Source organism: Alistipes sp. i18-0019-D1 (assembly GCF_042852885.1).
In the GTDB taxonomy this organism is placed as follows: Bacteria; Bacteroidota; Bacteroidia; order Bacteroidales; family Rikenellaceae; genus Alistipes.
Window position 1 is genome coordinate 63305 of record NZ_AP031424.1, and the last position, 25941, is coordinate 89245.

At 63.7% G+C, this 25941-nt stretch carries 18 protein-coding genes and 1 pseudogene; 4 read left to right on the top strand and 15 right to left on the bottom strand.

Annotated features, from left to right (window positions below; genetic code table 11):
* The first annotated feature begins 76 nt into the window (after positions 1–76).
* The 3 genes from serB (at position 77) to ACGHP5_RS00245 (ending at position 3029) form a co-directional block, all read left to right on the top strand.
* Entirely contained in the window at positions 77–1300 is a 1224-nt protein-coding gene (gene serB / locus ACGHP5_RS00235) for a phosphoserine phosphatase SerB (protein WP_295900961.1), read from the top strand.
* 78 nt (positions 1301–1378) lie between these two features.
* Entirely contained in the window at positions 1379–2155 is a 777-nt protein-coding gene (locus tag ACGHP5_RS00240; RefSeq protein WP_337756042.1) for a DUF5689 domain-containing protein, read from the top strand.
* Positions 2133–3029, top strand: coding sequence for a DUF5689 domain-containing protein (locus ACGHP5_RS00245; protein ID WP_337772747.1), 897 nt, complete (start codon positions 2133–2135; stop codon positions 3027–3029). Before ACGHP5_RS00240 ends, ACGHP5_RS00245 begins: the two co-directional genes overlap by 23 nt.
* On the opposite strand, the gene obgE is transcribed toward ACGHP5_RS00245, so the two are convergent.
* The 10 genes and pseudogenes from obgE to ACGHP5_RS00295 all read right to left on the bottom strand — a co-directional run bounded on the left by obgE (position 2995) and on the right by ACGHP5_RS00295 (position 18199).
* The gene (gene obgE / locus ACGHP5_RS00250) at positions 2995–4008 is read right to left on the bottom strand and encodes a GTPase ObgE (RefSeq protein ID WP_295900966.1); all 1014 of its coding nucleotides are present in this window, start codon (positions 4006–4008) and stop codon (positions 2995–2997) included. The genes ACGHP5_RS00245 and obgE overlap by 35 nt on opposite strands.
* 168 nt (positions 4009–4176) lie before the next feature.
* Complete coding sequence (gene leuB / locus ACGHP5_RS00255; RefSeq protein ID WP_390567784.1) at positions 4177–5238, bottom strand: 3-isopropylmalate dehydrogenase; 1062 nt, start codon at positions 5236–5238, stop codon at positions 4177–4179.
* A complete protein-coding gene (locus ACGHP5_RS00260) occupies positions 5228–6769 on the bottom strand; it encodes an alpha-isopropylmalate synthase regulatory domain-containing protein (protein ID WP_390567786.1) in 1542 nt (513 codons plus the stop codon). The genes leuB and ACGHP5_RS00260 overlap by 11 nt, the downstream gene beginning before the upstream one ends.
* Before the next feature lie 9 nt (positions 6770–6778).
* Complete coding sequence (gene leuD, locus ACGHP5_RS00265; RefSeq protein ID WP_295900972.1) at positions 6779–7372, bottom strand: 3-isopropylmalate dehydratase small subunit; 594 nt, start codon at positions 7370–7372, stop codon at positions 6779–6781.
* 145 nt (positions 7373–7517) lie between these two features.
* Positions 7518–8912 carry a 3-isopropylmalate dehydratase large subunit gene (gene leuC, locus ACGHP5_RS00270; protein ID WP_290532054.1) on the bottom strand — a complete coding sequence of 465 codons (1395 nt, stop codon included), beginning with the start codon at positions 8910–8912 and terminating at the stop codon, positions 7518–7520.
* A gap of 1 nt (position 8913) precedes the next feature.
* Positions 8914–10434 (bottom strand): 2-isopropylmalate synthase, encoded by a 1521-nt coding sequence (locus ACGHP5_RS00275; RefSeq protein ID WP_390567789.1) that lies wholly within the window; start codon positions 10432–10434, stop codon positions 8914–8916.
* Positions 10435–10810: 376 nt separating this feature from the next.
* Complete coding sequence (gene ald, locus ACGHP5_RS00280) at positions 10811–11917, bottom strand: alanine dehydrogenase (RefSeq protein ID WP_290532056.1); 1107 nt, start codon at positions 11915–11917, stop codon at positions 10811–10813.
* 91 nt (positions 11918–12008) lie between these two features.
* The gene (locus ACGHP5_RS00285; RefSeq protein WP_390567791.1) at positions 12009–14429 is read right to left on the bottom strand and encodes a TonB-dependent receptor; all 2421 of its coding nucleotides are present in this window, start codon (positions 14427–14429) and stop codon (positions 12009–12011) included.
* A gap of 245 nt (positions 14430–14674) precedes the next feature.
* A pseudogene (locus tag ACGHP5_RS00290) lies at positions 14675–16691 on the bottom strand (beta-L-arabinofuranosidase domain-containing protein).
* Between the two features lie 56 nt (positions 16692–16747).
* Positions 16748–18199, bottom strand: coding sequence for an aminoacyl-histidine dipeptidase (locus ACGHP5_RS00295; protein WP_390567793.1), 1452 nt, complete (start codon positions 18197–18199; stop codon positions 16748–16750).
* 66 nt (positions 18200–18265) lie between these two features.
* Between ACGHP5_RS00295 and ispF the strand changes: the two genes are divergently transcribed.
* Complete coding sequence (ispF, locus tag ACGHP5_RS00300; protein ID WP_337756035.1) at positions 18266–18745, top strand: 2-C-methyl-D-erythritol 2,4-cyclodiphosphate synthase; 480 nt, start codon at positions 18266–18268, stop codon at positions 18743–18745.
* Between the two features lie 56 nt (positions 18746–18801).
* Here the strand turns inward: ispF and ACGHP5_RS00305 are convergent, their stop codons facing one another.
* From ACGHP5_RS00305 to ACGHP5_RS00325, 5 genes are all read right to left on the bottom strand, one after another.
* On the bottom strand, positions 18802–19452 hold the full coding sequence (locus ACGHP5_RS00305) for a hypothetical protein (protein WP_295900987.1): 651 nt from the start codon (positions 19450–19452) through the stop codon (positions 18802–18804).
* 129 nt (positions 19453–19581) lie between these two features.
* Complete coding sequence (locus ACGHP5_RS00310; RefSeq protein WP_276763807.1) at positions 19582–20124, bottom strand: DUF4251 domain-containing protein; 543 nt, start codon at positions 20122–20124, stop codon at positions 19582–19584.
* Positions 20125–20296: 172 nt separating this feature from the next.
* Positions 20297–23113 (bottom strand): excinuclease ABC subunit UvrA, encoded by a 2817-nt coding sequence (gene uvrA / locus ACGHP5_RS00315; RefSeq protein WP_390568459.1) that lies wholly within the window; start codon positions 23111–23113, stop codon positions 20297–20299.
* A gap of 112 nt (positions 23114–23225) precedes the next feature.
* On the bottom strand, positions 23226–23990 hold the full coding sequence (locus tag ACGHP5_RS00320; RefSeq protein WP_390567796.1) for a nitrilase-related carbon-nitrogen hydrolase: 765 nt from the start codon (positions 23988–23990) through the stop codon (positions 23226–23228).
* 5 nt (positions 23991–23995) lie between these two features.
* Positions 23996–25807: a CocE/NonD family hydrolase gene (locus ACGHP5_RS00325; RefSeq protein ID WP_390567798.1), complete on the bottom strand. Its 1812-nt coding sequence runs from the start codon at positions 25805–25807 to the stop codon at positions 23996–23998.
* Positions 25808–25941: the final 134 nt, after the last annotated feature.

Here is a 25941-nt window from a genome sequence, read left to right on the forward strand (position 1 = left end):
GCCAAAAAAAGGAGAACTTTATTAACTTTGTCTACGCTTTTTGCAGAAAGCGACGGAAAACACCATACATGATACGATGCAGAACAACGTTGAAATTATCCAGATAAACATTTCGGGCGAAGACAAACCGGGCATGACCTCGTCGCTCACCGAAATCCTCGCACGCTACGACGCCTTCATCCTCGACATCGGACAGGCCAACATCCACCAGTCGCTGACGCTCGGCATCCTGATAAAGACCACGGCCGACAAGTCGGGGAGCATCATGAAGGAGCTGTTGTTCAAGGCGTCGGAACTGGGCGTTATGATCCGTTTCACGCCCATCCCCGAGGACCGCTACAACGACTGGGTGGGCCGTCAGGGCAAAAACCGCTACATCATCACCCTGCTGGGCCGCACCGTCACGGCGCGCCACATCGCCCAGGTGACGAAGGTCGTGGCCGAGCACGGGCTGAACATCGACGCCATCAAACGCCTCACGGGCCGCATGCCCCTCTGCGAGGACGACCGCGCCGCCAAGTCGTGCATCGAACTCTCGGTGCGCGGATCGCTCACCGACCAGGAGCGCAGCACGATGCAGGAGGGATTCATGAACCTCTCGGAGATCGGTCTCGACGTTTCGTTCCAGAAGGACGACATCTACCGCCGCAGCCGCCGCCTGATCTGCTTCGACATGGACTCGACGCTGATCGAGACCGAGGTGATCGACGAACTGGCCGAGCGCGCGGGCGTGGGCGGCAAGGTGCGCGAGATCACAGCCAGCGCCATGCGCGGCGAGATCGACTTCCGCGAGAGCTTTTCACAGAGGGTCGCGCTGCTCAAGGGACTGGACGTCTCGGTCATGGAGGAGATCGCCCGCAACCTGCCCATCACCGAGGGGCTGGAACGCATGATGACGATCCTCAAACGCGTGGGTTACAAAACGGCGATCCTCTCCGGCGGATTCACCTATTTCGGCAACTACCTGCGCCAGAAATACGGCTTCGACTACGTTTACGCCAACGAACTGGAGATCGAGGACGGACGCCTCACGGGACGCTACGTCGGCGAGGTGGTCGACGGACGCCGCAAGGCCGAACTGCTGCGGCTGCTGTGTCAGTTCGAGGAGATCAACATCGCCCAGTCGGTGGCCGTCGGCGACGGTGCCAACGACCTGCCGATGCTCAACCTCGCGGGCCTGGGCATCGCCTTCCACGCCAAACCCAAGGTGAAGGCCACGGCCCGGCAGTCGATCTCGACCATCGGGCTGGACGGCATCCTCTATTTCCTGGGACTGAAAGATTCCCGTATCGAACAGTGAGACTGCCGGATCCGATTCCGCACGATACACCGCATCCCGCTTCGGACCGCCATTGCCGCACCGCCTTGCCTTAAAAACATGTCCCGTTCCCGGCCCATACCCCTTCTCTGCCTTGCCGCCGTCCTGCTGGCGGGCGGATGCTACGACTCCCCGTTCGGGAAGCCGGACGACGACGGAGGGGAGAAACCCGCGACGGAGACCATCGCGGCGCTGCGCGCCCGTTATGCGGGCACGCCCTTCACCGTTACGGGCGACATCGTCGTCACGGGAAGGGTCGCGAGCAGCGACCGAGCGGAGAATTTCTACCGCACGCTCTGCATCTGCGACGCTGAAGCGGGGCTTGAGGTAATGGCCGGTATCGACCACCTGCACAACGACTTCCCCATAGGAAGCCGTGTTACGCTTTCACTCCGGGGACTCACCGTCGCCCAGAGCCGCGGGGTGTTGCAGGCGGGACGTCCGCCCGCCGCCGGAAGCGGCTACGCAACGGATTACATCGGCTCCCGGGCGGCGCTCGGCGCCGTGCTGGTCCGCAGCGGCGAAACCCTGGCCGCGCCCTCCCCTGCCCCGCTTACCATTCCTGCGCTTACGGAAAACCGCTGCGGCACGCTCGTTCGCATCGACGGCCTGCGCTACACCCCCGAAGATCTTTCAGCCCCGACGTGGGCGGGCTACAAGCGTTTTACCGACGCCGACGGCAACGCCGTCTACACCTATGTCCGCCCATACGCCCGTTTCGCCGACGCCGAAGTGCCTGCCGGCACGGTCTCGCTGACGGGCATTCTCCAGTACGATGCCGCGGGCGACGGACGTTACATTCTCAAACTGCGCGATGAAAACGACTGCACGCATTAGCCTGCCGATCCTGCCGGGCTTGCTGGTCCTGCCGATCCTGCTGACGCTGCCGGCCGGATGCGACCGGGCCACGCAGCCCGAATTCACGGTCTGTCCCCCGGAACCGCAGAATTCGGTCGCCTACCTCAAGTCGCTCTGCGACGGGAAAAGCAGCGTCGCGGTGACGCAGGACATCATCATCCGCGGATTCGTCACGGCCAACGACCTCTACGGCGAATTTTACAGGACGATCGTCGTCGAAGACGCCTCGGGCGGCATCGCGATCGCTGCGGAAGGCTCCCCGCTGGCGGACCTCTATCCGTTCGGCATCGTGGCGACCGTACGCTGCAACGGCCTGACGCTGTGCGACTACGGCGGGAAAATCCAGCTGGGAACGACACCCGGCGACGACGGCGCAGGGTGCATCCCGCGCGAAGAGCTGGCACGGTACATCCGCACCGAACCGCCCGGCGGCGAGACCCCCTCCGCACAGCTCCTGACGTTCGACGCCGTCTCGGCCCGGCACATCGACACCCGCGTCCGTTTCGACGACGTGCGTTTCGCCGACGCCGGGAAAACCTGGTGCGACACCGACCCGGAGACGGGCCGCACCGTCGCCACCGAGCGCATGATCGTCGACACCCGGGGCCGGACCTTCACCGTGCGGACCGCCGCGACCTGCGCCTACGCAAAGGAGCCTCTGCCCCAGGGCACAGGCTCCTTGTATGGAATCATCGACTATTTCGCCGGAAAGTACTCCCTGCGCGTCACCAACCGCGAAGCGGAATTTTCCGGCACGGCAACGTCTTCCGCAGCATCTCCCCGAACCGCCGGATGTCCGGCGCGGACGACGCAGGAATTTACCGCTGCAACGCCTCCCACAGCATATCCTTGAGCCGCGGAATGTTCAGCCCCGAGACCGACGAGATGAAGACCGACGGTACGCCTTCGGGCAGGTGGCCGCGCATCTCGGCGATCAGGTCCTCGTCGAGCATGTCGCACTTGGTGACGGCCAGCAGGCGCTCCTTGTCCAGCAGTTCGGGATTGTACTGCGTCAGTTCGCCCAGCAGGACGTCGTAGTCGCGGCGGATGTCGTCGCTGTCGGCGGGAATCAGGAACAACAGCACCGAATTGCGCTCGATATGACGCAGGAAACGGGTTCCCAGACCGCGGCCCTCGTGCGCACCCTCGATGATGCCCGGAATGTCGGCCATGACGAACGACTTGTGGTCGCGGACCTCGACAATACCGAGGTTCGGCTCCAGCGTCGTGAAGGCGTAGTCGGCGATCTTGGGCTTCGCGGCCGAAACGACCGAGAGCAGCGTCGACTTGCCCGCATTGGGGAAGCCCACCAGCCCCACGTCGGCCAGCACCTTCAGTTCGAGGATGAACGTGCCTTCCTCCCCCTCCTCACCCGGCTGGGCGTAGCGCGGCGTCTGATTCGTGGCACTCTTGAAATGCCAGTTGCCCAGACCGCCCCGGCCGCCCCGGAGCAGCACGAGCCGCTCGCCGTCGGCCGTCACCTCGCCCACCGTTTCGGTGGTCGTGGTCCCGTCCTCGCTCTCGAAGACGCGCTTGGCGACCGTGCCCAGCGGAACCGGAATCACGATGTCGCGGGCGTCCTTGCCCGAAGAACGCGCCCCGGAGCCGTGCTCGCCGTCCTCGGCGAACTGGTGGCGCTGGTATTTGAGGTGGATGAGTGTCCAGTACTGCTTGTCGCCCTGCAGGACGATGCTGCCGCCCTTGCCGCCGTCACCGCCGTCGGGACCGCCGAACGCCACGAATTTCTCGCGGCGGAAATGCGTCGAGCCGCCGCCGCCGTGACCCGAGCGGGCGAATATCTTTACGTAATCTACGAAATTGGAACCTGCCATGTTATTTCATTGTTCTTGAAACGACAAAGGTACATAAAAGTCGGACGAGAACAAAATCGATTCGCATGCAGTTCGGTAAAACGTCCCAACAAAAATAAAAGCGTCGTTACGGCACCAAAAAAAGCAGACCGCGAAAAAGCGGCCTGCCGGCAATCCGGAATAACGGGATCAAATCTGCGAAGCGACGTAATCGCCCACCTCGGAGGTCGAACGGGCCTTTTCGCCCGGCGCCGCGAGGTCCTCGGTGACGACACCGTCGGCCAGCGCCCGATCGACGGCACGCCGCACGGCACGCCCTTCGGCGTCGAGGCCCAGGTGCTCCAGGAGCATCGCGGCCGAGAGAATCGTGGCCATCGGGTTGGCGATGTTCTTTCCCGCGGCCTGCGGATAGGAGCCGTGGATCGGCTCGAAAAGGGCCACTTCGGCCCCCACGCTCGCAGAGGAGAGCATGCCCAGCGAGCCGCTGATGACGCTGGCCTCGTCGGTGAGGATGTCGCCGAACATGTTTTCGGTGACGATGACATCGAAATAAGCCGGTTGGCGGATGATCTGCATGGCGGCGTTGTCCACGAACATATAATCCACCGCCACCTCGGGGTACTCCCGGGCTATCCGCTGGGCCGTTTCACGCCACAGGCGCGAGGTTTCCAGCACGTTGGCCTTGTCGACGACCGTCAGTTTGCGGCGGCGCGACACGGCCAGCCGGAACGCCACGTGCAGGACCCGTTCGATCTCCGAGACCGTGTAGGTGCAGGTGTCGAAGGCGCGCGTGCCCTCCTCGTCGCGGCCCTGCGGACGGCCGAAGTAGATGCCGCCGGTCAGTTCGCGCACGCAAATGAAATCCGTGCCGCGGACCACCTCCTCCTTGAGCGGCGAACGGTCGGCCAGCGCGTCGAACAACGCAACGGGGCGCAGGTTGGCGAAAAGTCCCAGCGACTTGCGCATCCGCAGCAGGCCCTGCTCGGGACGCACCTTCGCCGTGGGGTCGTTGTCGTATTTGGGGTCCCCGATGGCCCCGAACAGCACGGCGTCGGCGTCGAGGCAGACGGCGTGCGTCTCGTCGGGATAGGGGTCGCCCGTGGCGTCGATGGCCGCGGCGCCCACCAATGCGGGACGGTACTCGATTTTGTGTCCGAACTTTTCCGCCACGCGGTCCAACACTTTCGTGGCTTCGGCGACGATCTCGGGACCGATGCCGTCGCCGGCTAAAAGAGCAATTTTAACATCCATTGTCGTTATAGGTTATTTCAATGATATTCAACATTTTGACCGTCGCCTTGATGGCGGCCTCCGTCTGGTCGGCGTCCAACCCTCGGGTCTTGAACTCGCGGCCGTCCATCTCCCAGGTGATGATCGTCTGCACGAAGGCGTCGGTGCGGCCTCCGGGCGGAATCGAAACGGTATAGTCGCGCAGCATCGGAAACTCGCGCCCGAGCTGTTCGCGGTAAATCTGCCGCAGGGCACGCATGAAGGCGTCGTACTGGCCGTCGCCCGCCGAGGTCCGCTCGTACGCGCGGCCGTGGATCTCGATCCGGAGCGTCGCGACGGGATGCATCCCCTGCGCCAACGAGAGGCTGTAATTGAGGATCCGGACCGGGGTGTCGACCGGGTCGTAGCGCAGCACGTCGGCGATGATATACGGCAGGTCCTCGGCCGTCACCTGCTCCTTCTTGTCGCTCAATTCGACCACCCGTTCGGTCACCTTGCGCATCGCGGCCTCGTCGAGGTCGATGCCCAGCGCTTCGAGGTTTTTCAGGACATTGGCCTTGCCCGAGGTTTTGCCCAGGGCATATTCGCGGACGCGCCCGAAACGTTCGGGAAGCAGTTCGTTGAAATAAAGGTTGTTCTTGTTGTCGCCGTCGGCGTGGATGCCCGCGCACTGCGTGAAGACGCTCGCGCCGACGATCGGGCGGTTGGCGGGAATGCGGATGCCCGTATAACTCTCGACCGTGCGGCTGACGCGGTTGATCTTCGTTTCGTCGACACCCGTCGTGCGGCCCAGACGGTCGTGCAGCACGGCCACGGTGCTCGACAGCGGCGCGTTGCCGGCCCGCTCGCCCAGCCCGTTCACGGTGACATGAACGCCGTGGAAACCCGCCCGCACGGCGGCGGCGGTGTTGGCCACGGCGAGGTCGTAGTCGTTGTGGGCGTGAAAATCGAAACGCAGCGACGGATAACGCTCCGTAAGGTCGCGGCAGAAACGTTCGGTATCGTAGGGATCGAGGACACCCAGCGTGTCGGGGCACATAAACCGGCTGACGGGAGCGTCGGCCAGTCCGTCGAGCATCGCGTAGACGTAGTCGGGCGAACGACGCATGCCGTTGGACCAGTCTTCGAGATAGAGATTCACCTTCATCCCGCGGTCGGCGGCCGCAAGGATCTCGGTGCGCACATCCTCCAGATGCCGTTCGGGCGTGCGGCGCAGCTGCCCCTCGCAATGTTTCCGCGAGCCTTTGGCCAGCAGGTTGACCACGCGGCATCCGGCCGCCCCGAGCCAGTCGAGCGACACCCCGCCGTCGATGAATCCCAGCGCCTCCACACGGTCGGCATAGCCCTTGGCGGCAGCCCACTCGGCGATGGCGCGCACGGCCTGCTGTTCGCCCTGCGAGACCCGCGCCGAGGCGATCTCGATGCGGCTTACATGCAGTTCCTCCAGCAACAGCCGGGCGATGGAGAGCTTTTCACGGGCATTGAAGGAAACGCCCGAGGTCTGCTCGCCGTCGCGCAGCGTGGTGTCCATTATTTCAACCGGGGGAAGCATCGGCGCAGGCTATTTGCGGGCGGCTTCGAAGGCCTCGATCCGGTCGGCGATACTGCGCAGGTAGTCCACGTCGTCGTAGCCGTTTTCGAGACAGCGTTTCTTGTAGGCGTCGATCTCGAAGCCCTCGCTGCGGCCGTCCGACACGATGGTCAGCGTCTGGTTGTCCAGGTCGACGGTGAACTGCGCTTTCGGGTCGCGCCGGATCTCGTCGAAAACGGCCTTCAGAAACTCCTCGCTCACGCGGATCGGCAGCAGGCCGTTGTTCAGGGCGTTGCCCAGGAAGATGTCGGCGAAGAAGCTCGACACCACGACGCGGAAACCGTAGTCGGCGATGGCCCAGGCGGCATGCTCGCGCGAACTTCCGCAGCCGAAATTGCGTCCGGCGACGAGGATGCGCCCCTCGTAGCGGGCGTCGTTCAGCGGGAACGACGCGATCTTCGCGCCCGAGGCATCGTAGCGCCAGTCGCGGAAAAGGTTGTCGCCGAAGCCCTTGCGTTCGGTGGCTTTCAGGAAGCGCGCCGGGATGATCTGGTCGGTATCTATGTTTTCCACCTCGACGGGAACGGCCCCCGAGGTGAAGGTTACGAATTTGGGAATAGACATACGCTCTTAAAATTAAACATTCAATAGCACTAATTTTGCTGCGGAGCAACACGAAGCCCCCTGCCAGAAACGGGTGGGGTCAGACTTGCAAACGACGCCGGAGGCGGCGAAAACAACCATCCGGAACGCACCGGCAAACAAGGGCTTATTCCGGGTTGTTATCCCGCATTCCGAACACTTCGCGCGGATCGGAAATCACGCCCGTCACCGCGGCGGCGGCGGCAACGGCCACGCCCGACAGCATCGTGCGGGCACCGGGACCCTGCCGGCCCTCGAAATTGCGGTTCGAGGTCGAAACGCTGTACTTGCCCGCCGGAATCTTGTCGGCGTTCATCGCCAGGCACGCCGAACAGCCCGGCTGGCGGAGCTCGAAACCCGCCGCTGCGAGGATTCGGTCCAGCCCTTCGGCCTTGGCGGCGGCTTCGACGCCCTTCGAACCGGGGACGATCCACGCAATCACGCTGTCGGCCCTGCGGCGCCCCTCGACCAGCTTGGCGAAGCGGCGCAGGTCCTCGATGCGGCCGTTGGTGCAGCTGCCGACGAACACGTAGTCGACCGCTTTGCCCAGCATCTTCTCCCCGGGCCTGAATCCCATGTAATCCAGCGCCTTGGGATCGGCGTCGGCGGGAATCGTCCCGTCGACGGCCATCCCCATCCCGGGGTTGGTTCCGTAGGTGATCATCGGGGCGATGTCCGCGGCATCGAAGCGGTATTCCCTGTCGAAAACCGCGTCGGGGTCGCTGTAAAGTTCCCGCCAGCGGGCCACGGCCTCATCGTAGGCGGCTCCCTGCGGCGCGCGTTCGCGGCCCCGAAGGTACGCGAAGGTCTTCTCGTCGGGGGCGATCATGCCGCCCCGAGCGCCGCACTCGATACTCATGTTGCAGACCGTCATGCGGCCCTCCATCGAAAGCGAACGGATCGTACTGCCGGCAAACTCGATGAAATAACCCGTGCCGCCCGAAGCGGTGAGCTTCGAGATGATGTAAAGGATGACATCCTTGGCCTCGACGCCCGGACGCAGCGCGCCGTCGACCGTAATGCGCATCGTACGGGGTTTGGTCTGCAGGATACACTGGCTGGCGAAGACCATTTCGACCTCCGAAGTTCCCACGCCGAACGCCACGGCGCCCAAAGCCCCGTGGGTCGAAGTGTGGCTGTCGCCGCAGACGATGGTCATGCCCGGCTGCGTGAATCCCAGCTCCGGGCCGATGATGTGCACGATACCCTGCCTGGGGTGTCCCACGCCGAAGTGCTCGATACCGTGGCGGGCGCAGTTCCCGGCCAGCGTCTCGACCTGCCGCCGCGACTCCGGCTCCCCGATCGGGAGGTGCTGGTCGACGGTCGGGATGTTATGGTCGGCCGTGGCCGTGATCTGCGAAGGGCGCGCGACGCTGAAACCGCGGCGTTCGATGCCCGCGAAGGCCACGGGTGAAGTCACCTCGTGAATGTACTGCCGGTCGATGTAGAGCACACAGCGGCCGCCATCCTCGACACGCACCGTGTGCGCGTCCCATATCTTGTCCAGAAGCGTTCGTCCCATATCAGTCCTCCTCCTCGATCTTTTCGGTTACGTTGAGTGCGCGCAGCGCGTCGAGGAACGCCTCGATCGAAGCCCGCGTGGTGTCGGTGTGCGCGCCGAATCCGTGAACCGTGCGGCTGCCGCACTCGACCTGCACGTGCACGCGGCCCACGTCGTTCGAACCGCGCGTGATGGCCTGCATCAGGAACTCGGCAAGCACCACCTTCTCGTTGATCAGTTTCTTGATGGCCGAGACCGCCGCGTCGACCGGGCCGTTGCCCGTGGCCGTGGACATGCGTTCGTGGTCGCCGAATTTCAGCACTACGGTAGCCGTCGGAACCAGCGTCCCGGTGGTCACCTGCATGAATTTCAACGAAATGGACTGCTGCTTCATGCGGTCGATGTCGCCCACGAGGTACAACAGGTCGTAGTCGTGAATCTCCTTTTTCTTGTCGGCCAGGGCGAGGAATTTCTCGTACGTGGCGTCCAATTCCTCCTGCGTGAGGTCGTAGCCCAGCAGTTCGAGCCGGTGCACGAGGGCCGCGCGGCCGCTGCGGGCCGTGAGGGCGATGACCGACTCGTTCAGCCCGATGTCCTGCGGGTCGATGATCTCGTAGGTCTGGCGCTGCTTGAGCACCCCGTCCTGGTGGATGCCCGACGAATGGGCGAAGGCGTTGCGGCCCACGATGGCCTTGTTGGGCTGCACGGGCATGTTCATCAGGCTCGACACCAGGTGCGAGGCCTTGGTGATCAGGCGCGAATTGATGTTCGTGTCGATGGCCACGTCCTTGTGGCAGCGCAGCGTCATCACCACCTCTTCGAGCGAAGTGTTGCCGGCACGTTCACCGATGCCGTTGATCGTGACCTCGGCCTGCCGCGCACCGTTCAGGATGCCGCTCAGCGTATTGGCCGTAGCCATGCCCAGGTCGTTGTGGCAATGGGTCGAAATGATCGCCCGGCCGATGTTGGGAACGTTGTCCACGAGGTATTTGATCTTCGCGCCGTATTCGTTCGGGAGGCAGTAGCCCGTCGTGTCGGGGATGTTGACCACCGTCGCACCGGCCTTGATGACCGCCTCGACCACGCGGGCGAGGTACTCGACGTCGGCGCGCCCGGCGTCCTCGGCGTAGAACTCCACGTCCTCGACATAGCGTTTGGCGTATTTCACCGCCTCGACGGCCGATTCGACGATCTTCTCGGGCGTGGAACGCAGTTTGTCGTAGATATGCTGCGGCGAAACGCCGATGCCCGTGTGGATCCGCTTGCGCTTCGCCAGCCGCAGCGCGTCGGCCGCAACGTCGATGTCCTTCTTCACGGCGCGGGTCAGCGCGCAGATCGTCGGCTCGGAAACGGCCTTGGAAATCTCCAGCACGGAGTTGAAATCACCGGGGCTGGAGATGGGAAATCCCGCCTCGATGACGTCTACACCAAGGCTTTCGAGCAGCTTGGCGACTTCAATTTTTTCGGTGGTGTTCAACTGACAACCGGGGACCTGCTCACCGTCGCGCAGCGTGGTGTCGAAAATGTACAATCTCTCGCTCATACTAACCTCTTTATCGAATAAAACTTAATGACGCCGCCCCACGCTTTCCGTGCGGCAAACGCCACCCTGACTTCCTATATTGCTTACGATTCGTAACAAAAACAGTCGCCGTACTTGAACATTCGACGCTTTTAGCGACGCTTTCCAATCGGAATGAAACCGGAACGGCAAACGTAACTGCCTTGCTCTCTTGCAAATATATGAATTATTTAATAATTTCAAAAACAAATCGTCCAAAAAGTCGGATAATGACACACCGGCGGCCTCCCCGTTCCGGATGGACAGGGAGGCCGCCGCAAAACAGGCCGGCAGGTTACAATGTCCGGGGATTAAAGCGTCAGCCGGTTACATCGCCTGCGGATTACGCCCCGGCAGGTTACAGCGCCAGCGGCTCGTAGGGCAGGCCCCAGGCGTCGGCCACGGGTTTGCAGACCACCCTGCCGCCGATGATGTTCAGACCCAGCGCCAGTTCGGGATTCTCCTGCGCGGCGCGCCGCCAGCCCTTGTCGGCAAGCTGGATGGCGTAGGGAAGCGTCGCATTCGTAAGCGCGAGGGTCGAGGTGCGGGGCACGGCGCCCGGAATGTTGGCCACGCAGTAGTGCAGGATGCCGTCGACGTAATAGACCGGATCCTCGTGCGTGGTGGGGCGCGAAGTCTCGAAACAGCCGCCCTGGTCGATGGCCACGTCGACCATCACCGTTCCCGGCTCCATCTCCCGGAGCATGTCGCGCGTGACGAGCTTCGGGGCCTTGGCGCCCGGAATCAGCACCGAGCCGACCACCAGATCGGCGTGCTTCAGCTCCTCGCGGATGTTGTATTCGGAAGACATCAGCGTCTTGACGTTGCGCGGCATCACGTCGGCCAGGTAGGTCAGCCGCTGGAGCGAAATGTCGCAGATCGTCACGTCGGCCCCCGTTCCGGCGGCGGTACGCGCCGCAGCCGTTCCGACAACGCCCGCGCCGATGACGAAGACCCTGGCGGGCTTCACGCCCGGCACGCCGCCCAGCAGCACGCCCTTGCCGCCGCGGGGTTTTTCGAGGAAATAACGTCCCTCCTGCGCGGCCATGCGTCCCGCGACCTCCGACATCGGAATCAGCAGCGGCAGCGAACGGTCGGCGCGCTCGACGGTCTCGTAGGCACAGCAGACCGCCCCGCTGTCGATCATCGCACGCGTGAGGGGTTCGCTGCTGGCGAAGTGGAAAAAGGTGAAAACCAGCTGGTCCCTGCGGATGAGTTTGTACTCGGGAGCCACCGGTTCCTTGACCTTGACGATCATTTCCGCCCGGGCGTAGACCTCCTCGATCGAGGGAAGCGTCTCCGCCCCGACGGCCGTGTAGGCATCATCGGCAAATCCGCTGTTCACACCGGCCGTAGCCTGCACATAAACTTTGTGGCCCCGCTTCACAAGCTCCTGGGCGCCTGCGGGGGTAAGAGCAACGCGGTTCTCGTTGTTCTTGATCTCTTTTGGAATACCGATAATCATGGATCTGGATGTTTTTTAAGGTTTTTTGCCTCTCCAAAATACGAAATTAACGCGGAAATCCAAAAAATCCGGACGATTTTTTACGTGCGGATCAGAACCGGTAAGAGATTGTAAGATAGAACGAACGGGGCCACGCATAGGTATAGCGCGAGGCATGGGGCGCGTAGAGCGTGTCGTCGCCCGGGCGGATGCGGCGCACACGCAGCGACTCGTAGCCGCCGTAGACCGTATCGGCTTCGCCCGTCAGGTTGCGCAGCATCAGCGACGCGGTGAGCCGCGAACGTTCGAACCGGAACGACTTGAACAGCGCGGCGTCGAGCGTGAAGGCGTCCGGAAGCCGCTCCTGCCGGGTGAAGGCGTCGAAAAACTCCCGCGTGATGCCGCCCTGACCCGCGATGCGGTCGGTGCGGCGCAGGGGCATCGGCTCGACGTAACGCCGCCCGGCATACCCTGCCGACGCGCGGCATCCCCACCCTTTCGGGCCGAACCAGGCGATCTCCGCCAGGGCGGTCAGCTGCGGCGCGCCGCCCGTCTGGCAGCCGCCCATACGGCTCACGGCCTGCACGTCGACCGCCGAGTTATCCACGTCGGAGAGTACCGTGACGCGCGGATCGCGGATATATTTATAACGTCCGGCCGAAGCCGCCAGCGACAGCTGCCAGCGGTAGGACAACCGGATGTCGGCGGCGGCCTCCGCACCGCAGGACATGCGCCCGACGCCCGTCACGGCCATGTCGCAGTAGACCGAGGCCATGTCGTCGTAATAAGGCCGCGTTTCGATGCCGTCGAGCGTCGTGACGGCGAAGAGCGTCGCCTGAAAATCGACGACGGGTCCCGTCAGGCGGTAATTGAGCTGGGCGGCGTAGATGCGTTCGGGCACGGGGTTGTCGACCGTACGGTTGTTGTAGAGCGGCTGGAAGAAAAGGTCCCCGGCCCGAGGGGTCCGGGCGGCGGCCGCGGCGGCGATTTCGAGGTAGCGGCGCGGGGAGAAGGCCCAGCCCGCAACGACCTTGAAGGCATAGGGCGTGAACCGCACGACGCGCGAGGGACCGCAGGACTGCCCGCCGGGAAAAAGCTCCTTCTCGTAATAGCCCCGGCGGCTGACGGCGTCGCTCCCCAGCACGGCCGAAAGATCGGCCCGAAAGCGGTCGGAACGGTAATCGGCTTGCAGGCGCAGCGCAGCCCCGCGCTGCGTCAGCGCATAGTCGTAGCCGAAACGGTCGCCCTCGCGGATCGTCCGTCCGGGATGCCGCAGGTCGTTCTGAAGTTTGTTGCTGTACGTATCGTCGTCGATCAGAAAGCGGTCGATGTCCGTGACGTACCCGGCGCCCAGCAGGTCGCGCATCTGCTTGTAGGAACGGGTATTTTCGCGGCGGAGCGAAACTCCGTAGCGTAGCGTCAGCCGGGCGTCGACATCGGTGGCGAACGACACGTCGAAGGCGAGGTTGCAGAGCCGTTCGGCACGGTCTTCCAGCGCATAGACCGCATGTCCGCCCGCCATGCGGTTCTGGCGGATCAGTTCGTCCCAGTCGATCTGCGTGTAGCGCGGATCGCCGGCAAGCCACGCCTGCTCGGTCTCCCGGTCGCCGGTATAACCCGGCAGGTAGCGGTAGTTGTCGGGCATCGGCGTACGGGCGTCGTACCAGTCGAGCATGCTGTACTTCGCGACGCCGGCCTCGGCGGCCAGCGCGGCGGTGAGCGAGGTCGAAGCCGACAGCGGCACGGCATAGGCCGCCAGAGCCAGCGGAACCGTCTCGCGCCGCACGCGGGAGTTGCGCACCCGACCGTCCTGCCAGCCCCATGCCGGGTTGTAGAGGCGGTCGCCCGTGAGCGTGAAAGCCTCCTCCGAGGAGGAGAGCCGCGTGCCCCGCACCGAGGGCGGCACGATGCACAGCACGGAGAGTTCGTGCCCTTCGCCGAAACGCCGGGCAACGCGCAGTCCGGCGGTCACGGCATTGGTGAAGACCCCTTCGACGTGCATGTCGCGGCCCGTGCGGGCGTCGAGGGCCGCCGAGATGCGCCAACCGTCGCCCGGCGACGCCGAGACGGCGGCTTTCGCCCCCACGAGGTAGTTGCGGTCGGTGAAGCGGACCGAAGCCAGAAAGGGCTGCAACGGCTCCCCGTCCGAAAACCGGAACGCCCGCATGCCACCCGCCGCACACGGCTCCCCGGGCGCGGCGGCAAGCCCCGCATAGCGCTGTTCTTCGGCCCCGAGCAGGCGCAGCGCCGTGAGGTAACGGTAGGAAACCGCAACGCCCATGAGCGACGTGCGTTCCAGCGTGTAATCCAGTCCGCGACGCCGGAGCGCGACCTGCGGCAGGTTGAAATCGGTGCGGAGTCCGTAGAGGTCCGAAGGGGACTGCACGGCGCGGTAGAAGATCGCCGAATCGGTCGTGAGCAGTTCCCGCCGCTCCTCGCGTTCGGCATAGGGATAGTATTCGTCGCCGGGGTACTGGGCCGCCGCCGCACACGGAAGCAGGAGAAACAACAGGACACAGCACCTTTTCAGCATATTTTCGCAACTTTACAGAATACAAAGATAGCGAAAAGCCCGACAATTCAAAACCGAATTGCGTGCGGCGCGGCAAAACGGACCGGCAAACAAGAGTGTCGTCACGACACCAAAGATAGCGAAAAGCCCGACAATTCAAAACCGAATCGCGTGCGGCGCGGCAAAACGGACCGGCAAACGGGAGTGTCGTCACGCCACGGCGGAAGCGATGTCAGACAGGAATGGGTCGAGCCGGGCCGCAAGGCTCACTCCGCGGGCGGGAAAACCGAGATGCGGAGCCGGGCGGCGCCCATCGGAACCAGTTCGATGTCGCGCTCCTCCCCGTCGCGCTCCTCCCACGGTCCGGGCAGCACGCCCGTAAGCCCGTATTCGTCGACGGTCCACGACGGGACCAGCCGCCCCTTGGCCGAGAACTCCAACGGCACGGACTCCAGCGTGAAGGGATTGTCGTCGGCAGGCCATGCCCGCCTGCGGACCGTTATCGGCGCATCGGCCACCAGGGCGTAATTCCACGGCGAAGCCGCGTGTATTTCATAGGAGGGCCATTTCTCCACGTCGGCACCGGTCTGCCACTTCGAATCGCGGATGGCCGTCGCGCGGCTGTCGACACGACGGTACTCCTCGTCGATCTTCAGCGAGAGCGTCAGCGGACCGTAATCGACCGTCACGCCGTTCTGGTTGACCTGCCACGTGCGCTGTGAGAGCGTCATCGGGAGGTTCAGCACGACCCGGTCGCCGTCGTGCCATTCGCGCGCGAGTTTCACGTACTTGCCCGGCGTGCACTCCCCCGCCGCCCTGCGCCCGTTGACGAGCACCGAAGCCCCGTCGCACCACGCCGGAATACGGAGGTACAGCGGGAACGACACCTCCGCGTCGGTGTTCACGGTGAACGTCACCTGCTCCTCGAACGGGTAGTTGCCCGACTCGGTGAGGGTGACCTGCCGCCCGTCGCCCACCGTCAGCGTCGCCGTGCAGGCGCTGTAAACGACTGCGGCGGCCCCGTTGTCGGGCGTGGCCATCACCAGATGCTGGATGTAATAGGGCCACCCCATCCCGTGATTGTGCTGGCAGCAGCGGCTGCTGAACGGGTTCATGGCCAGGAACGGCCCGGAGTTGTCGATACCCGGGTTGTGGTTGCGGGAGTCGCTGACGACATGGTTCGGGCAGGTCAGGTAGCGCAGCGCCCTGTAATCGGGCATCAGCGCCGCCGGATAGCTGTTGAAGGCCACGTCCTCGCAGTTTTCGGCCCATGCGGGGTCGCCGGTGACTTGCAGCAGGATGTTGTCGGAGAGCATCTGCTCGACGAACGCGCAGGTTTCCGTCCCCTGCCGCGGGTCGAAGAAGCCGATCCGGGCGTTTTCGTCGGCCCCGTACATGCCGCCCGGAACCTGCCCGAAGGCCCGGCGGATAAAGCTGAAGACGTTATACGTCGCGTGAAGCGCCTTCCGGTCACCCGAGAACATCCACCATTCGGCCGGTTCGCGGAACCCCTGGGCGATGTTCACGACGTGCCAGTTGGGCAGCTGCGCCGACCGGGTCCAGTCGGCCGTATTGCGGTGGATCTTGCGGGCCAGTCCGGGGAGCGATTCGTCGCCCGTGCGGTTGTAGAGCCACGCCAGCGTCCACATCATGTCGCCGCCGCGGCTGTTGTCCCAGTAGTGTTTCAGAAACAGTTCGTCCGGGCAGGCTGCGAGCCACTTGTAATAGTTCGTCAGAAACGCGATGACGCGCTCATCGCCCGTATAGTCGTAGTAGTCCTGCGATCCAGCAGACCACCATGTTCGCCAGCAGGTCGCGGCTGCCCCGCTCGTTCTCGAGGACGGGTCCGAACCAGCCGTCGGGCCGCTGCGTCGAAAGGATGCCCTCGATCCACCCGCGGGCCTTCTCCGTCATCGCCCGGTCGCCGAGAATCCAGGCCGTCGCGGCATATCCGCGCAGCCAGTAGGGAACCTCCTCCCAGCCGTTGCTGTCGCCCCGGCCGAGCCAGGCGTTGCGCTCCTTCTCGAGCCAGACGCTGATTTCGTCGAGATGCCCGCTCAGCCCCTCGGCCTGGAGTTGCAGCTGGCGCGCGACCCACCCTGCGGGACGCACGGCCCCGACGGGAAGTTTGATAAAATACTGGGGTTGCAGCGGCGCCCGGTTGCTCGGATAGCAGGCGTTGCGCACGGAAACATCGGGTCGGCCGACAGTTTCGAACCGCTCGGCCGAACAGGCTGCCAGCGCCGCCGAAAGCAGCAGAATGACAAATCGGATCGGTTTCATGGGTTTGGGGTATGACAAATTCCGGCATCCCCGCAGCGGGGATGCCGGAACCGGAATCAGATCGTTTTCAGAACCTCGGTCAACAGTTTCCAGAACTTGGGAACGGTGGAGATCTCAAGCCGCTCGTCGGGCGAATGCACGCCGCGCAGCGTCGGGCCGAAGGAGACCATCTCCAGGTCGGGGTACTTTTCGAGGAACAGGCCGCACTCCAGCCCGGCATGGATGGCCCGGACCTTGGGTTCGGAGCCGAACAGCCGTTTATAGGCGTCGACGGTGACCTCCAGCAGTTTCGACTGCGGGTCGGGCGTCCAGCCCGGATAGCCGTCGGAATGAGCCACGTCGGCACCCGCCAGCGCGAAGACCGACTCGACCATCTGCATCACATAGGTCTTGGCGCTCTCGACCGACGACCGCTGCGACGAAGTGACGACGATGCGGTTGCCCTCCGCGAACTTCACCGAGGCAAGGTTCGTCGAGGTCTCGACCAGCCCCGGAACGGCGAACGACATGGCCACGACCCCGTTGGGAACGCCCACCAGCGAGTAGACCAGCGCCGACTGCGTCCTGCTGTCGAGCACCTCGTCGACGTGGGGCATCTCGTTGAGCGTGATTTTGAAATTAGGTTCGCGGAAGCGGAATTCGGCTTCGAGATCCGCGGCGAAGAGGTTATAACGCTTGACGAACTCGGCCTTGAACCGCGCGGGGACGCCGAAAATGGCGTAAGCCTCGCGGGGAATGGCGTTGCGGAGGTTGCCGCCGCTGAAATAGCACAGTTTGAGTTCGAACGACTGCATGCCGTCCCACAGCAGGCGCGCCACGGTCTTGTTCGAGTTGACGCGGCCCTTGTCGATGTCGTCGCCCGAGTGTCCGCCCTGAAGGTCCGACACGTCGACGCGGAAGAACGTGTAGTTCTTCGGCGACGGCTCCATCGTGTAGTGGAACGTGGCGATGGTGTCGATGCCGCCCGCACAGCCGATGAAGATTTCGCCCTCGTCCTCCGAATCGAGGTTGACGAGGTATTTGCCCGTGAGCATCCCTTCGCCCAGCTCGAACGCACCCGTAAGGCCCGTCTCCTCGTCGACGGTGAACAGCGCCTCGACGGGACCGTGCTCCACCGTCTCGTCGAGCAGCACGGCCAGCGCGGCGGCCATGCCGATACCGCAGTCGGCCCCAAGCGTCGTGCCTTCGGCCCGGACCCATTCGCCGTCGATGCGCGTGCGGATGGGATCGTTGTCGAAGTCGAACTCCACGTCGGAGTTCTTCTCGCAGACCATGTCCATGTGCGACTGGAGAATCACGGCGGGACACTCCTCCATGCCCGGCGTGGCGGGCTTGCGCATCACGACGTTGCCGATGGCGTCCTTTTTATATTCGATCTGGTGCTTTTTGGCGAAATCGACCAGAAAATCGATGATTTTGCCCTCCTTCTTCGAAGGACGCGGCACACGTGTGATGGCGTCGAACTGTTCCCAGACAAGACGCGGTTCCAAAGAGGTTATTTCCGACATAGATTTTTGCATTTTTGCAAAGTTAGGAAAAATCCGTAACTTTGGCAATATAAAATACGGAAACGAATGGATTTCAGAATAGGACACGGATACGACGTGCACGCGCTGGCCGACGGCCTGCCGCTGGTGCTGGGAGGCGTCGAGATCGCCCACACGAAAGGGTGCGTCGCCCACTCGGACGGCGACGTGGCGATCCACGCCCTGTGCGACGCCCTGCTGGGCGCCGCGGCGCTGGGCGACATCGGGCTGCACTTCCCCGACACGTCGGCCGATTTCAAAGGGATCGACTCGAAGATCCTGCTGCGCCGCGTGGCGGAACTGCTGCGCAAAAAGGGCTACCAGATCGGGAACGTGGACTGCACGATCCGCGCCCAGCGGCCCAAACTGCGGCCGCACATCGACGCCATGCGCCGCGCGATGGCCGGTGCAATGGGCGTGGACGACGACCGGGTGTCGGTCAAGGCCACGACCACGGAGCATCTGGGATTCGAGGGACGGGAGGAAGGCATCTCCGTCTCCGCCGTGGCGCTGATATACAAGCAATAAATCATCCCGGTTTCACCCGAAAAAAGGCTGTCTATCCCAGACAGCCTTTACCGTTTTCAGTCCAGCCTCCGGAACTTCGGGTCGTTCACCCGCTTGTTCCACAGCCAGCCGACGTAGCGCATCGTGACGTCGGGTGTCAGGAGTGTCAGCACCGTTTCGCCCGTGGCGGTCGAGACGGCGAAATCGGCGTGGTAGAGGGCGTTGCCGTCGGAAATGTTGAAGGAGACCGACCACCCCCACTGCACGCGGGCCGCCCGGTAGTCGCGGACCGACATCGAATCGAAATTCAGCATCTCGACATACTGGGTGATACCCCGTTCGGTGGGCAGGTGCACCTCGACATGGTCGACGAACACCCCGAAAAAGAAGTAGTCGGCATAGATCGAACGGATCATGCCGCCGGGCAGCTGCTGCATCGAGTTGGGGAAGAACATGTAGTCGCGCGACTGCACCAGCGAGTCGATCTTCGCGGCGTAGACCCGGGCTTTGTAAGCCCTGCGCTGGGCGCGGTCCATCCCCGCCGCCGGCTCCTCGTAGACGGTCGTATGCTCCACGACCTCAACCGGGGCCTGCTGCACGGGAACGATCGTCGTCTGCGGCACGCTGTCCACGGCGGAAGTTTCGAGCGTATACTGCGGAGACTGGGCGACGGCGGCGCAGGCGATGAAAAAAAGTGCGCCGCAGGTAAAAAAAACGGAATGTTTCATAAGTCGGACATCGGGTTGAAAGGGAAAAAAGCCCCCGCCTGAAGCGGGGGTTCGAGGATCGCCGGAGCGGCAAACGGACAGCGCAACAGATACGGCGGTCCGGGATGGGTCCGGCAAAATGAATTTACGTCAATAGAGCTGCGAAATCGAACCCGTATACTGCACGGGATTGTACCACGGATTGGTGATCGTCAGCGTAGCCCCGCCCGTGCGGGAGAAGATTTCGAAGGTGAAGGTGTAGGTCGACGCCGAGAACAGCGAGGTCGAGAAGGTCACCATCCAGCCTTCGTGCGTCTGCTCGGTGATATATCCCTGCAAATCGGAAACGGTGTAGTTGATGATCGTCACATAGTAAGGCGGCACGTAGCCCTTGATGTAGGGAAGCGTGATGTCCGCCGTTCCGTCCCACATGCCGACGTTGAACGCGGGGTTCATGATCTGACGCATCGGACCTGCGGGCTGACGCTGGAAGGTCGTCGGGTTGAACTGGAAGTTGCGCGACAGCACGAGCGAGTCCATGAATTTCTCGTAGTTGGCGATACGTTCCGCACGACGTTTCTCACGCACCTCGCGACGTTCTTCTTTGGGCGACAGCACTTTTTTCTGTCCGATCACGGTAGCGGCCGCCGCACAGAGCAGCAGGCCCGCAACGATAATGACTGTTTTTTTCATAGCACATAAGGTTTGTTACGGCTATGAAAGCAAGTTTTGTGCCGAAAGCGGGATCATGAGCCGCTTCCCGCTCCGGACCGCCGCTGGCGGCAGCGGCGGCAACGGCGAATCCGCCCCCAAGCAAAGAGTTCGGGGCCTCACGGCAGCGTGTCCCGCCGGATTGGCTGACACGCTACAAGCCCAGCTTTTTGAGGAACTGCCCCGTGTAGCTGCCCTCGCACTGCGCCACTTCGTGCGGCGTGCCCGCGGCGATGATCTCTCCGCCGGCGGCTCCGCCCTCGGGACCTATATCTATAATATGGTCGGCGACCTTGATGACGTCGAGGTTGTGCTCGATGACGATGACCGTATTGCCGCGGTCGACGAGTTTGTTCAGCACCTCCAGCAGCAGGCGGATGTCCTCGAAATGGAGTCCCGTCGTGGGTTCGTCGAGGATGTAGAGCGTGCGGCCCGTGTCGCGTTTCGAAAGCTCCGAAGAGAGTTTGATGCGCTGGCTCTCGCCGCCCGACAGCGTCGTGCAGGGCTGCCCGAGCGTGAGGTAGCCGAGGCCCACCTCCTGGATGGCCCGGAGCTTCTGATATATATTAGGTATGTTCTCGAAGAACTCCACGGCCATGTTGACCGTCATGTTCAGCACGTCGTCGATATTCTTGCCCTTGTACTTCACTTCGAGCGTCTCGCGGTTGTAGCGGTGGCCGCCGCACGCCTTGCAGCGCACGTAGACGTCGGGCAGGAAATTCATCTCGATGGTCTGCACACCGGCGCCGCGGCACTCCTCGCAGCGGCCGCCCTTGACGTTGAACGAGAAACGCCCGGCCTTGAAGCCGCGGATCTGGGCGTCGGGCGTCATTTCGAACAGCTTGCGGATGTCGGAAAAGACGTTCGAATAGGTCGCGGGGTTCGACCGCGGCGTGCGCCCGATGGGCGACTGGTCGACGACGACCAGTTTGTCGATGTGCCCGACACCCTCCGCCCCGTCGTACTCCAGCGGCTGGTCGAAGGAGCGGTAAAGCTCCCTGGCGAGAATCGGCCGCAGGGTCTCGTTGACGAGCGTCGACTTGCCCGAGCCGCTGACGCCCGTCACGCAGATGAACTTGCCCAGCGGAAATTCCGCCGTGACGTTCTTGAGGTTGTTGCCCCGCGCGCCGCGGATCACGATCTTCTCGCCCGTGCCCTTGCGCAGCGTTTCGGGAATCCCGATCCGCCGGCGCCCCGTGAGGTAATCGGCCGTGATGGTGTCGGACCGGAGGATGTCGTCGAACGTCCCGGCAGCCACGATGTTGCCGCCCTTGCGCCCGGCGCGCGGTCCCACGTCGACGATGAAGTCGGCGGCGCGCATCATGTCCTCGTCGTGCTCGACGACGATCACCGAGTTGCCCGCGTCGCGCAGCTCTTCGAGGCTGCGGATCAGCCGCCGGTTGTCGCGCTGGTGCAGACCGATCGAAGGCTCGTCGAGGATATAGAGCACGTTCACGAGTTTCGAGCCGATCTGCGTGGCGAGGCGGATGCGCTGGCTCTCGCCGCCCGACAGCGAGCGCGACGAGCGCGCCAGCGAGAGGTAGCCCAGCCCCACGTCCATCAGGAACCGCAGGCGTTCGCGGATCTCCTTGACGATCTCCTGCGCGATCTTCCACTCCTTTTCCGACAGCTGCTTTTCGATGGTGGGAACCCACTCCGAGAACTCGGAGATCGACATGGCCGACACCTCGGCGATGTTCTTCCCGGCGACGCGGAACTGCAACGACTCCTTCCGCAGACGCGAACCGCCGCAGACGGAGCATTTGCGGTAGACGAGAAACTGGTCGCGCCACTTCTGGCCGTGCTTCGAATCGTCGTCCTCGGTGCGGCCGATGTACTCGGCCACGCCCTCCCACGAGAGGAACTGCCGTCCGCCCGAGGACGAGAACTCCTGCAGGTCGACCGTCAGCGGCTCGGAGTCGCCGTAGAGCACAGCATTCAGGCCCTCCTCGGAGAAACTCTCGATCGGGTCGTCGAGCGTGAAATCGTAACGGCGGCCCAGCATCTCCAGGATGGCGAAAAGCATGTTGTTGCGGTACTTGCCCAACGGCTCGACGGCCCCTTCGCGCAGCGAGAGGCGGGCGTCGGGGATGATCTTCCCCACGTCGAAGACCGCCTCTTCGCCCAGCCCGTTGCAATGCGGGCAGGCGCCCTTCGGCGAGTTGAACGAGAAGGTGTGCGGCGCGGGGTCCTCGAAGGCCACGCCCGTCGAGGGGCACATCAGGTGGCGCGAGTAGAAGCGCTGCTGCTCGGTCCCGTAGTCGTAGACGGCCATCGTACCCTTGCCCTGGCGCATCGACTCCTTCAGGGAGGTCATCAGCCGGTCGCGCGACTCTTCGCTGACCGCGAGGCGGTCGACCACCAGGTCGATGGTGTGTATCTTGTAACGGTCGAGACGCATGCCGGACGATATTTCACGGATTTCGCCGTCAATACGCGCATAGATATACCCTTTTTTGGCCAGCGACTCGAACAACTCGCGATAGTGGCCCTTGCGGCCCTTGACGATGGGGGCCATCAGCGCGATCCTGCGCCCGGCGAAACCCGCGAGGATCAGTTCGGCGATCTGGTCGTCGGTATAGTGAACCATCTCCTCGCCCGTCACGGGCGAATAGGCCCGCGACGCCCGCGCGTAGAGCAGGCGCAGGAAATCGTTGATCTCGGTCACGGTCCCCACCGTCGAGCGGGGATTCTTGTTGGTCGTCTTCTGTTCAATGGCCACCACGGGACTCAAACCCGTGATCTTGTCCACGTCGGGACGCTCCATCGTCCCCACGAACTGCCGCGCGTAGGTCGACAGCGTCTCCATGTAGCGGCGCTGTCCCTCGGCATAGATCGTGTCGAAAGCCAGCGACGATTTGCCCGACCCCGAGAGGCCGGTGACGACTACCAGTTTACGGCGCGGGATTTCGAGGTCCACGTTCTTGAGGTTGTGGACCCGGGCGCCCAGTATTTTGATCGTATCTTCCATTTTCATCGAGAGAAACGTACCGGAGGCCCCTTTTATTGGATGCGGGGAGCGTTCCCGGTGCGAAAAGTGCGTAAAGATACGACATTCGCGCCTGAAAAACAAGCAGGGCCGATTACATTTGAATCCGGAAATCGTCGGCGTCCCGCCACGCGGGGAACTTTTCGCGGAACGCCGCCAGCGCATCGACGTCGAACACCGCCGTGAAGATCTGCTCGCGGTCGTCCGCTTCAGCCATCGTGCGGCCCTTGAAGTCGACGAGGGCCGAATCCCCGGCGTAACGGGCCGAAGGGTCCTCCCCCACGCGGTTCACCCCTGCGACATAGCATTGGTTTTCGATGGCCCGGGCACGCAGCAGCATCCGCCACGCCTCCCGCCGCGGCGCGGGCCACGAGGCGCAGCACAGAATGGCGTCGTAATCGCCCCGGCAACGGCTCCAGACCGGGAAACGCAGGTCGTAGCAGACCAGCAGCAGAAACCTCACGCCCCCGTATCCGACCACCGTGCGGCAGCTGCCGGGAGCATAGTTCCAGGCCTCGCCGCCGGGCGTGAACAGGTGGCGTTTGTCGTAATGCACACACTCGCCCGAGGGTTTCACGAAATACATCCGGTTGAAGAAACGCCCGCCCTCGGCGACGGCGACGCTGCCCGCGAAGGCCTTGCCGTATCGGGCGGCCCAGCGGCGCAGGGCCATGACCACCGCCCCGTCATCCCCTTCGGCCACACCGGCCGGGGCGAGCGTGAATCCCGTGGCGAACAGCTCGGGCAGCAGCACGACGTCCGCATCGGCCGCGGCGACCATCGGTTCGAGCCGCGCGAGGTTCCGCGCGGGCTGTTCCCAGGCGATGTCGCACTGGCAGAGGGCGATGCGGACTCCCACAGCGGTCAGAGTTTATAGACGGTCAGCGACGAGGCCCGGTCGCGCTGGTGGAAAAGCGTCACCCGGCAGGGTACGAAATCCGACGCCGCGCAGCTCCACAGGTCGATGAACTGCTGGGGGCTGCGCTCCGTAAGCGGGAACCACGAACTCTGCACCTGCACCATGATCCGGTGTCCGGCGCGGAAGGTATGCGCGATGTCGGTCGTGCGGAAAGGTACGGTCTCGGGCCTGCCCGGCACGAAGGCTTTCGGGCGCGTGAAGCCGTCGCGGTAGCGGCCGCGCACCGCGTCGCCGCGGACGAGCATCTGCATCCCCGCATGCTCGCCCCCGTCGGGGAAGACGTCGATCAGCTTCACGACGAAATCGGCATCGGTGGTCGATAGGGCCACCTCCAGCGCCGCTTCGACCGGCCCGGCGAGCGTCATATCCTCCTCCAGCGGTTCGGTCACGAACGTCAGCACGTCCTTGCGTCCTTCGAGAAACCGCTGGTCGGCAATCATGTACTCCTTGGGCCGCCGCGTGCCGGAGGTTGCGATATACGGCACGGGATCGGAGGGATCGGAAGTATAGCTCGTCGACGAGGATTTGGCCGTGGGTCTCTGCACGGCGAGACGGCCTCCTTCGGCGAGATAGAGGGTCAGTTTGCGGGCCTCGGAAGGCGTCCAGCGGTCGAACGTATGCCAGCGGTCGTCGCCCGAGGTGAAGGCCGCCACCGACGGCAGCCGGTCGACGGTGTCGCGCGCCCGGAGGTAGCAGTCGAAGAACGGGACTTCGAAATGCTCCATGTAGTACTCCCCGGAGGCTTCGGCGCCGAAATCGAAATCGCCGAGCCGGCGGCCGTCGCCGCGCCACGCCCCGTGGGCCCACGGGCCGACGACCAGGTGGAGCGGAGTCCGGGCACTCTGCCGCAGGACGGCTTTGTAGAGATTCCAGGCCCCGTAGCAATCCTCGGCGTCGAACGTGCCGCCCACGACCAGCATCGCGGGACGGATGTTGTAGCAGGCCCGGCGCGTATCGCGCGCACGCCACCACTCGTCGTAGTCGGGATGCCCGGCGACCTCCTCCCAAAAGGCATTGGGCGCCAGCAGTTTCGTCAGGTCGGCCCGCGTGGGGTGCTCCGTGAGGAAGAACGTGCGTTCGTCGGGCGTCACTGTCAGCGGACGCCGCGGCATCTTCTCCGTCGGGGTGTGCCCCGCAGGGGCGTTCATCGAATTGAGGAACCGCACGGCATCGCTCAGCATCAGCACGCCGTTGTGATGGACGTCGTCGCCCATGTACCAGTCCGTGACGGGGGCCTGCGGCGAGACGGCCTTCACGGCCGGATGCCCGCTCAACCCGCCCATCAGGGCGTAGAATCCCGGGTAGGAGCATCCCGCGAAACCCACACGGCCGTTGTTGCCGGGAATGTTCTTCACCAGCCAGTCCACCGTATCGTAGCTGTCCGTCGTCTCGTCCACGCTGCCGAAGCCTGCGGGACGTACGTGCATGAACTCGCCCTCGCTCATGTAGCGGCCCCGGACGTCCTGCTGGACGATGATGTAGCCGCGGTCGACGTAGCTGCGCATGTAACCCTTTTCGAAGCTGCCGGGAAACTGCCCCTCGCCGTAAGGTCCCGTGCCGTAAGGCGTCCGGAAAATGATTATCGGGGCCTTGCCGGGGGCCTTGGGCGTGAAGACCGAGGTGTGCAGGCGCACGCTGTCGCGCATGGCGATACGGTATTCGGCCTTGTCGTAGAGCGTGCAGACCGGCTGGGCGCACGCGGCGGCCGCAGCCAGCAATCCCGCCCAGAGCAGGAACAGAAGTCGGCGTAGGTTCATCATTTCGGGAGATTTTTACGTTTCGTAAAGATACGATTTTTCGGCCAATCCGCAAAACTTTCGCTCCGCAAGCCGGCAAATCCGCCGCATCTTCCGGCAGTACGGCCCGCGAAGTTTGGATTCGGAGGAAAATA

Bases quoted from the DNA above. Each gene is read 5' to 3' on its own strand.
- serB (WP_295900961.1), top strand. From the start codon at position 77: ATGCAGAACAACGTTGAAATTATCCAGATAAACATTTCGGGCGAAGAC.
- ACGHP5_RS00240 (WP_337756042.1), top strand. From the start codon at position 1,379: ATGTCCCGTTCCCGGCCCATACCCCTTCTCTGCCTTGCCGCCGTCCTG.
- ACGHP5_RS00245 (WP_337772747.1), top strand. From the start codon at position 2,133: ATGAAAACGACTGCACGCATTAGCCTGCCGATCCTGCCGGGCTTGCTG.
- obgE (WP_295900966.1), bottom strand. From the start codon at position 4,008: ATGGCAGGTTCCAATTTCGTAGATTACGTAAAGATATTCGCCCGCTCG.
- leuB (WP_390567784.1), bottom strand. From the start codon at position 5,238: ATGGATGTTAAAATTGCTCTTTTAGCCGGCGACGGCATCGGTCCCGAG.
- ACGHP5_RS00260 (WP_390567786.1), bottom strand. From the start codon at position 6,769: ATGCTTCCCCCGGTTGAAATAATGGACACCACGCTGCGCGACGGCGAG.
- leuD (WP_295900972.1), bottom strand. From the start codon at position 7,372: ATGTCTATTCCCAAATTCGTAACCTTCACCTCGGGGGCCGTTCCCGTC.
- leuC (WP_290532054.1), bottom strand. From the start codon at position 8,912: ATGGGACGAACGCTTCTGGACAAGATATGGGACGCGCACACGGTGCGT.
- ACGHP5_RS00275 (WP_390567789.1), bottom strand. From the start codon at position 10,434: ATGAGCGAGAGATTGTACATTTTCGACACCACGCTGCGCGACGGTGAG.
- ald (WP_290532056.1), bottom strand. From the start codon at position 11,917: ATGATTATCGGTATTCCAAAAGAGATCAAGAACAACGAGAACCGCGTT.
- ACGHP5_RS00285 (WP_390567791.1), bottom strand. From the start codon at position 14,429: ATGCTGAAAAGGTGCTGTGTCCTGTTGTTTCTCCTGCTTCCGTGTGCG.
- ACGHP5_RS00295 (WP_390567793.1), bottom strand. From the start codon at position 18,199: ATGTCGGAAATAACCTCTTTGGAACCGCGTCTTGTCTGGGAACAGTTC.
- ispF (WP_337756035.1), top strand. From the start codon at position 18,266: ATGGATTTCAGAATAGGACACGGATACGACGTGCACGCGCTGGCCGAC.
- ACGHP5_RS00305 (WP_295900987.1), bottom strand. From the start codon at position 19,452: ATGAAACATTCCGTTTTTTTTACCTGCGGCGCACTTTTTTTCATCGCC.
- ACGHP5_RS00310 (WP_276763807.1), bottom strand. From the start codon at position 20,124: ATGAAAAAAACAGTCATTATCGTTGCGGGCCTGCTGCTCTGTGCGGCG.
- uvrA (WP_390568459.1), bottom strand. From the start codon at position 23,113: ATGGAAGATACGATCAAAATACTGGGCGCCCGGGTCCACAACCTCAAG.
- ACGHP5_RS00325 (WP_390567798.1), bottom strand. From the start codon at position 25,807: ATGAACCTACGCCGACTTCTGTTCCTGCTCTGGGCGGGATTGCTGGCT.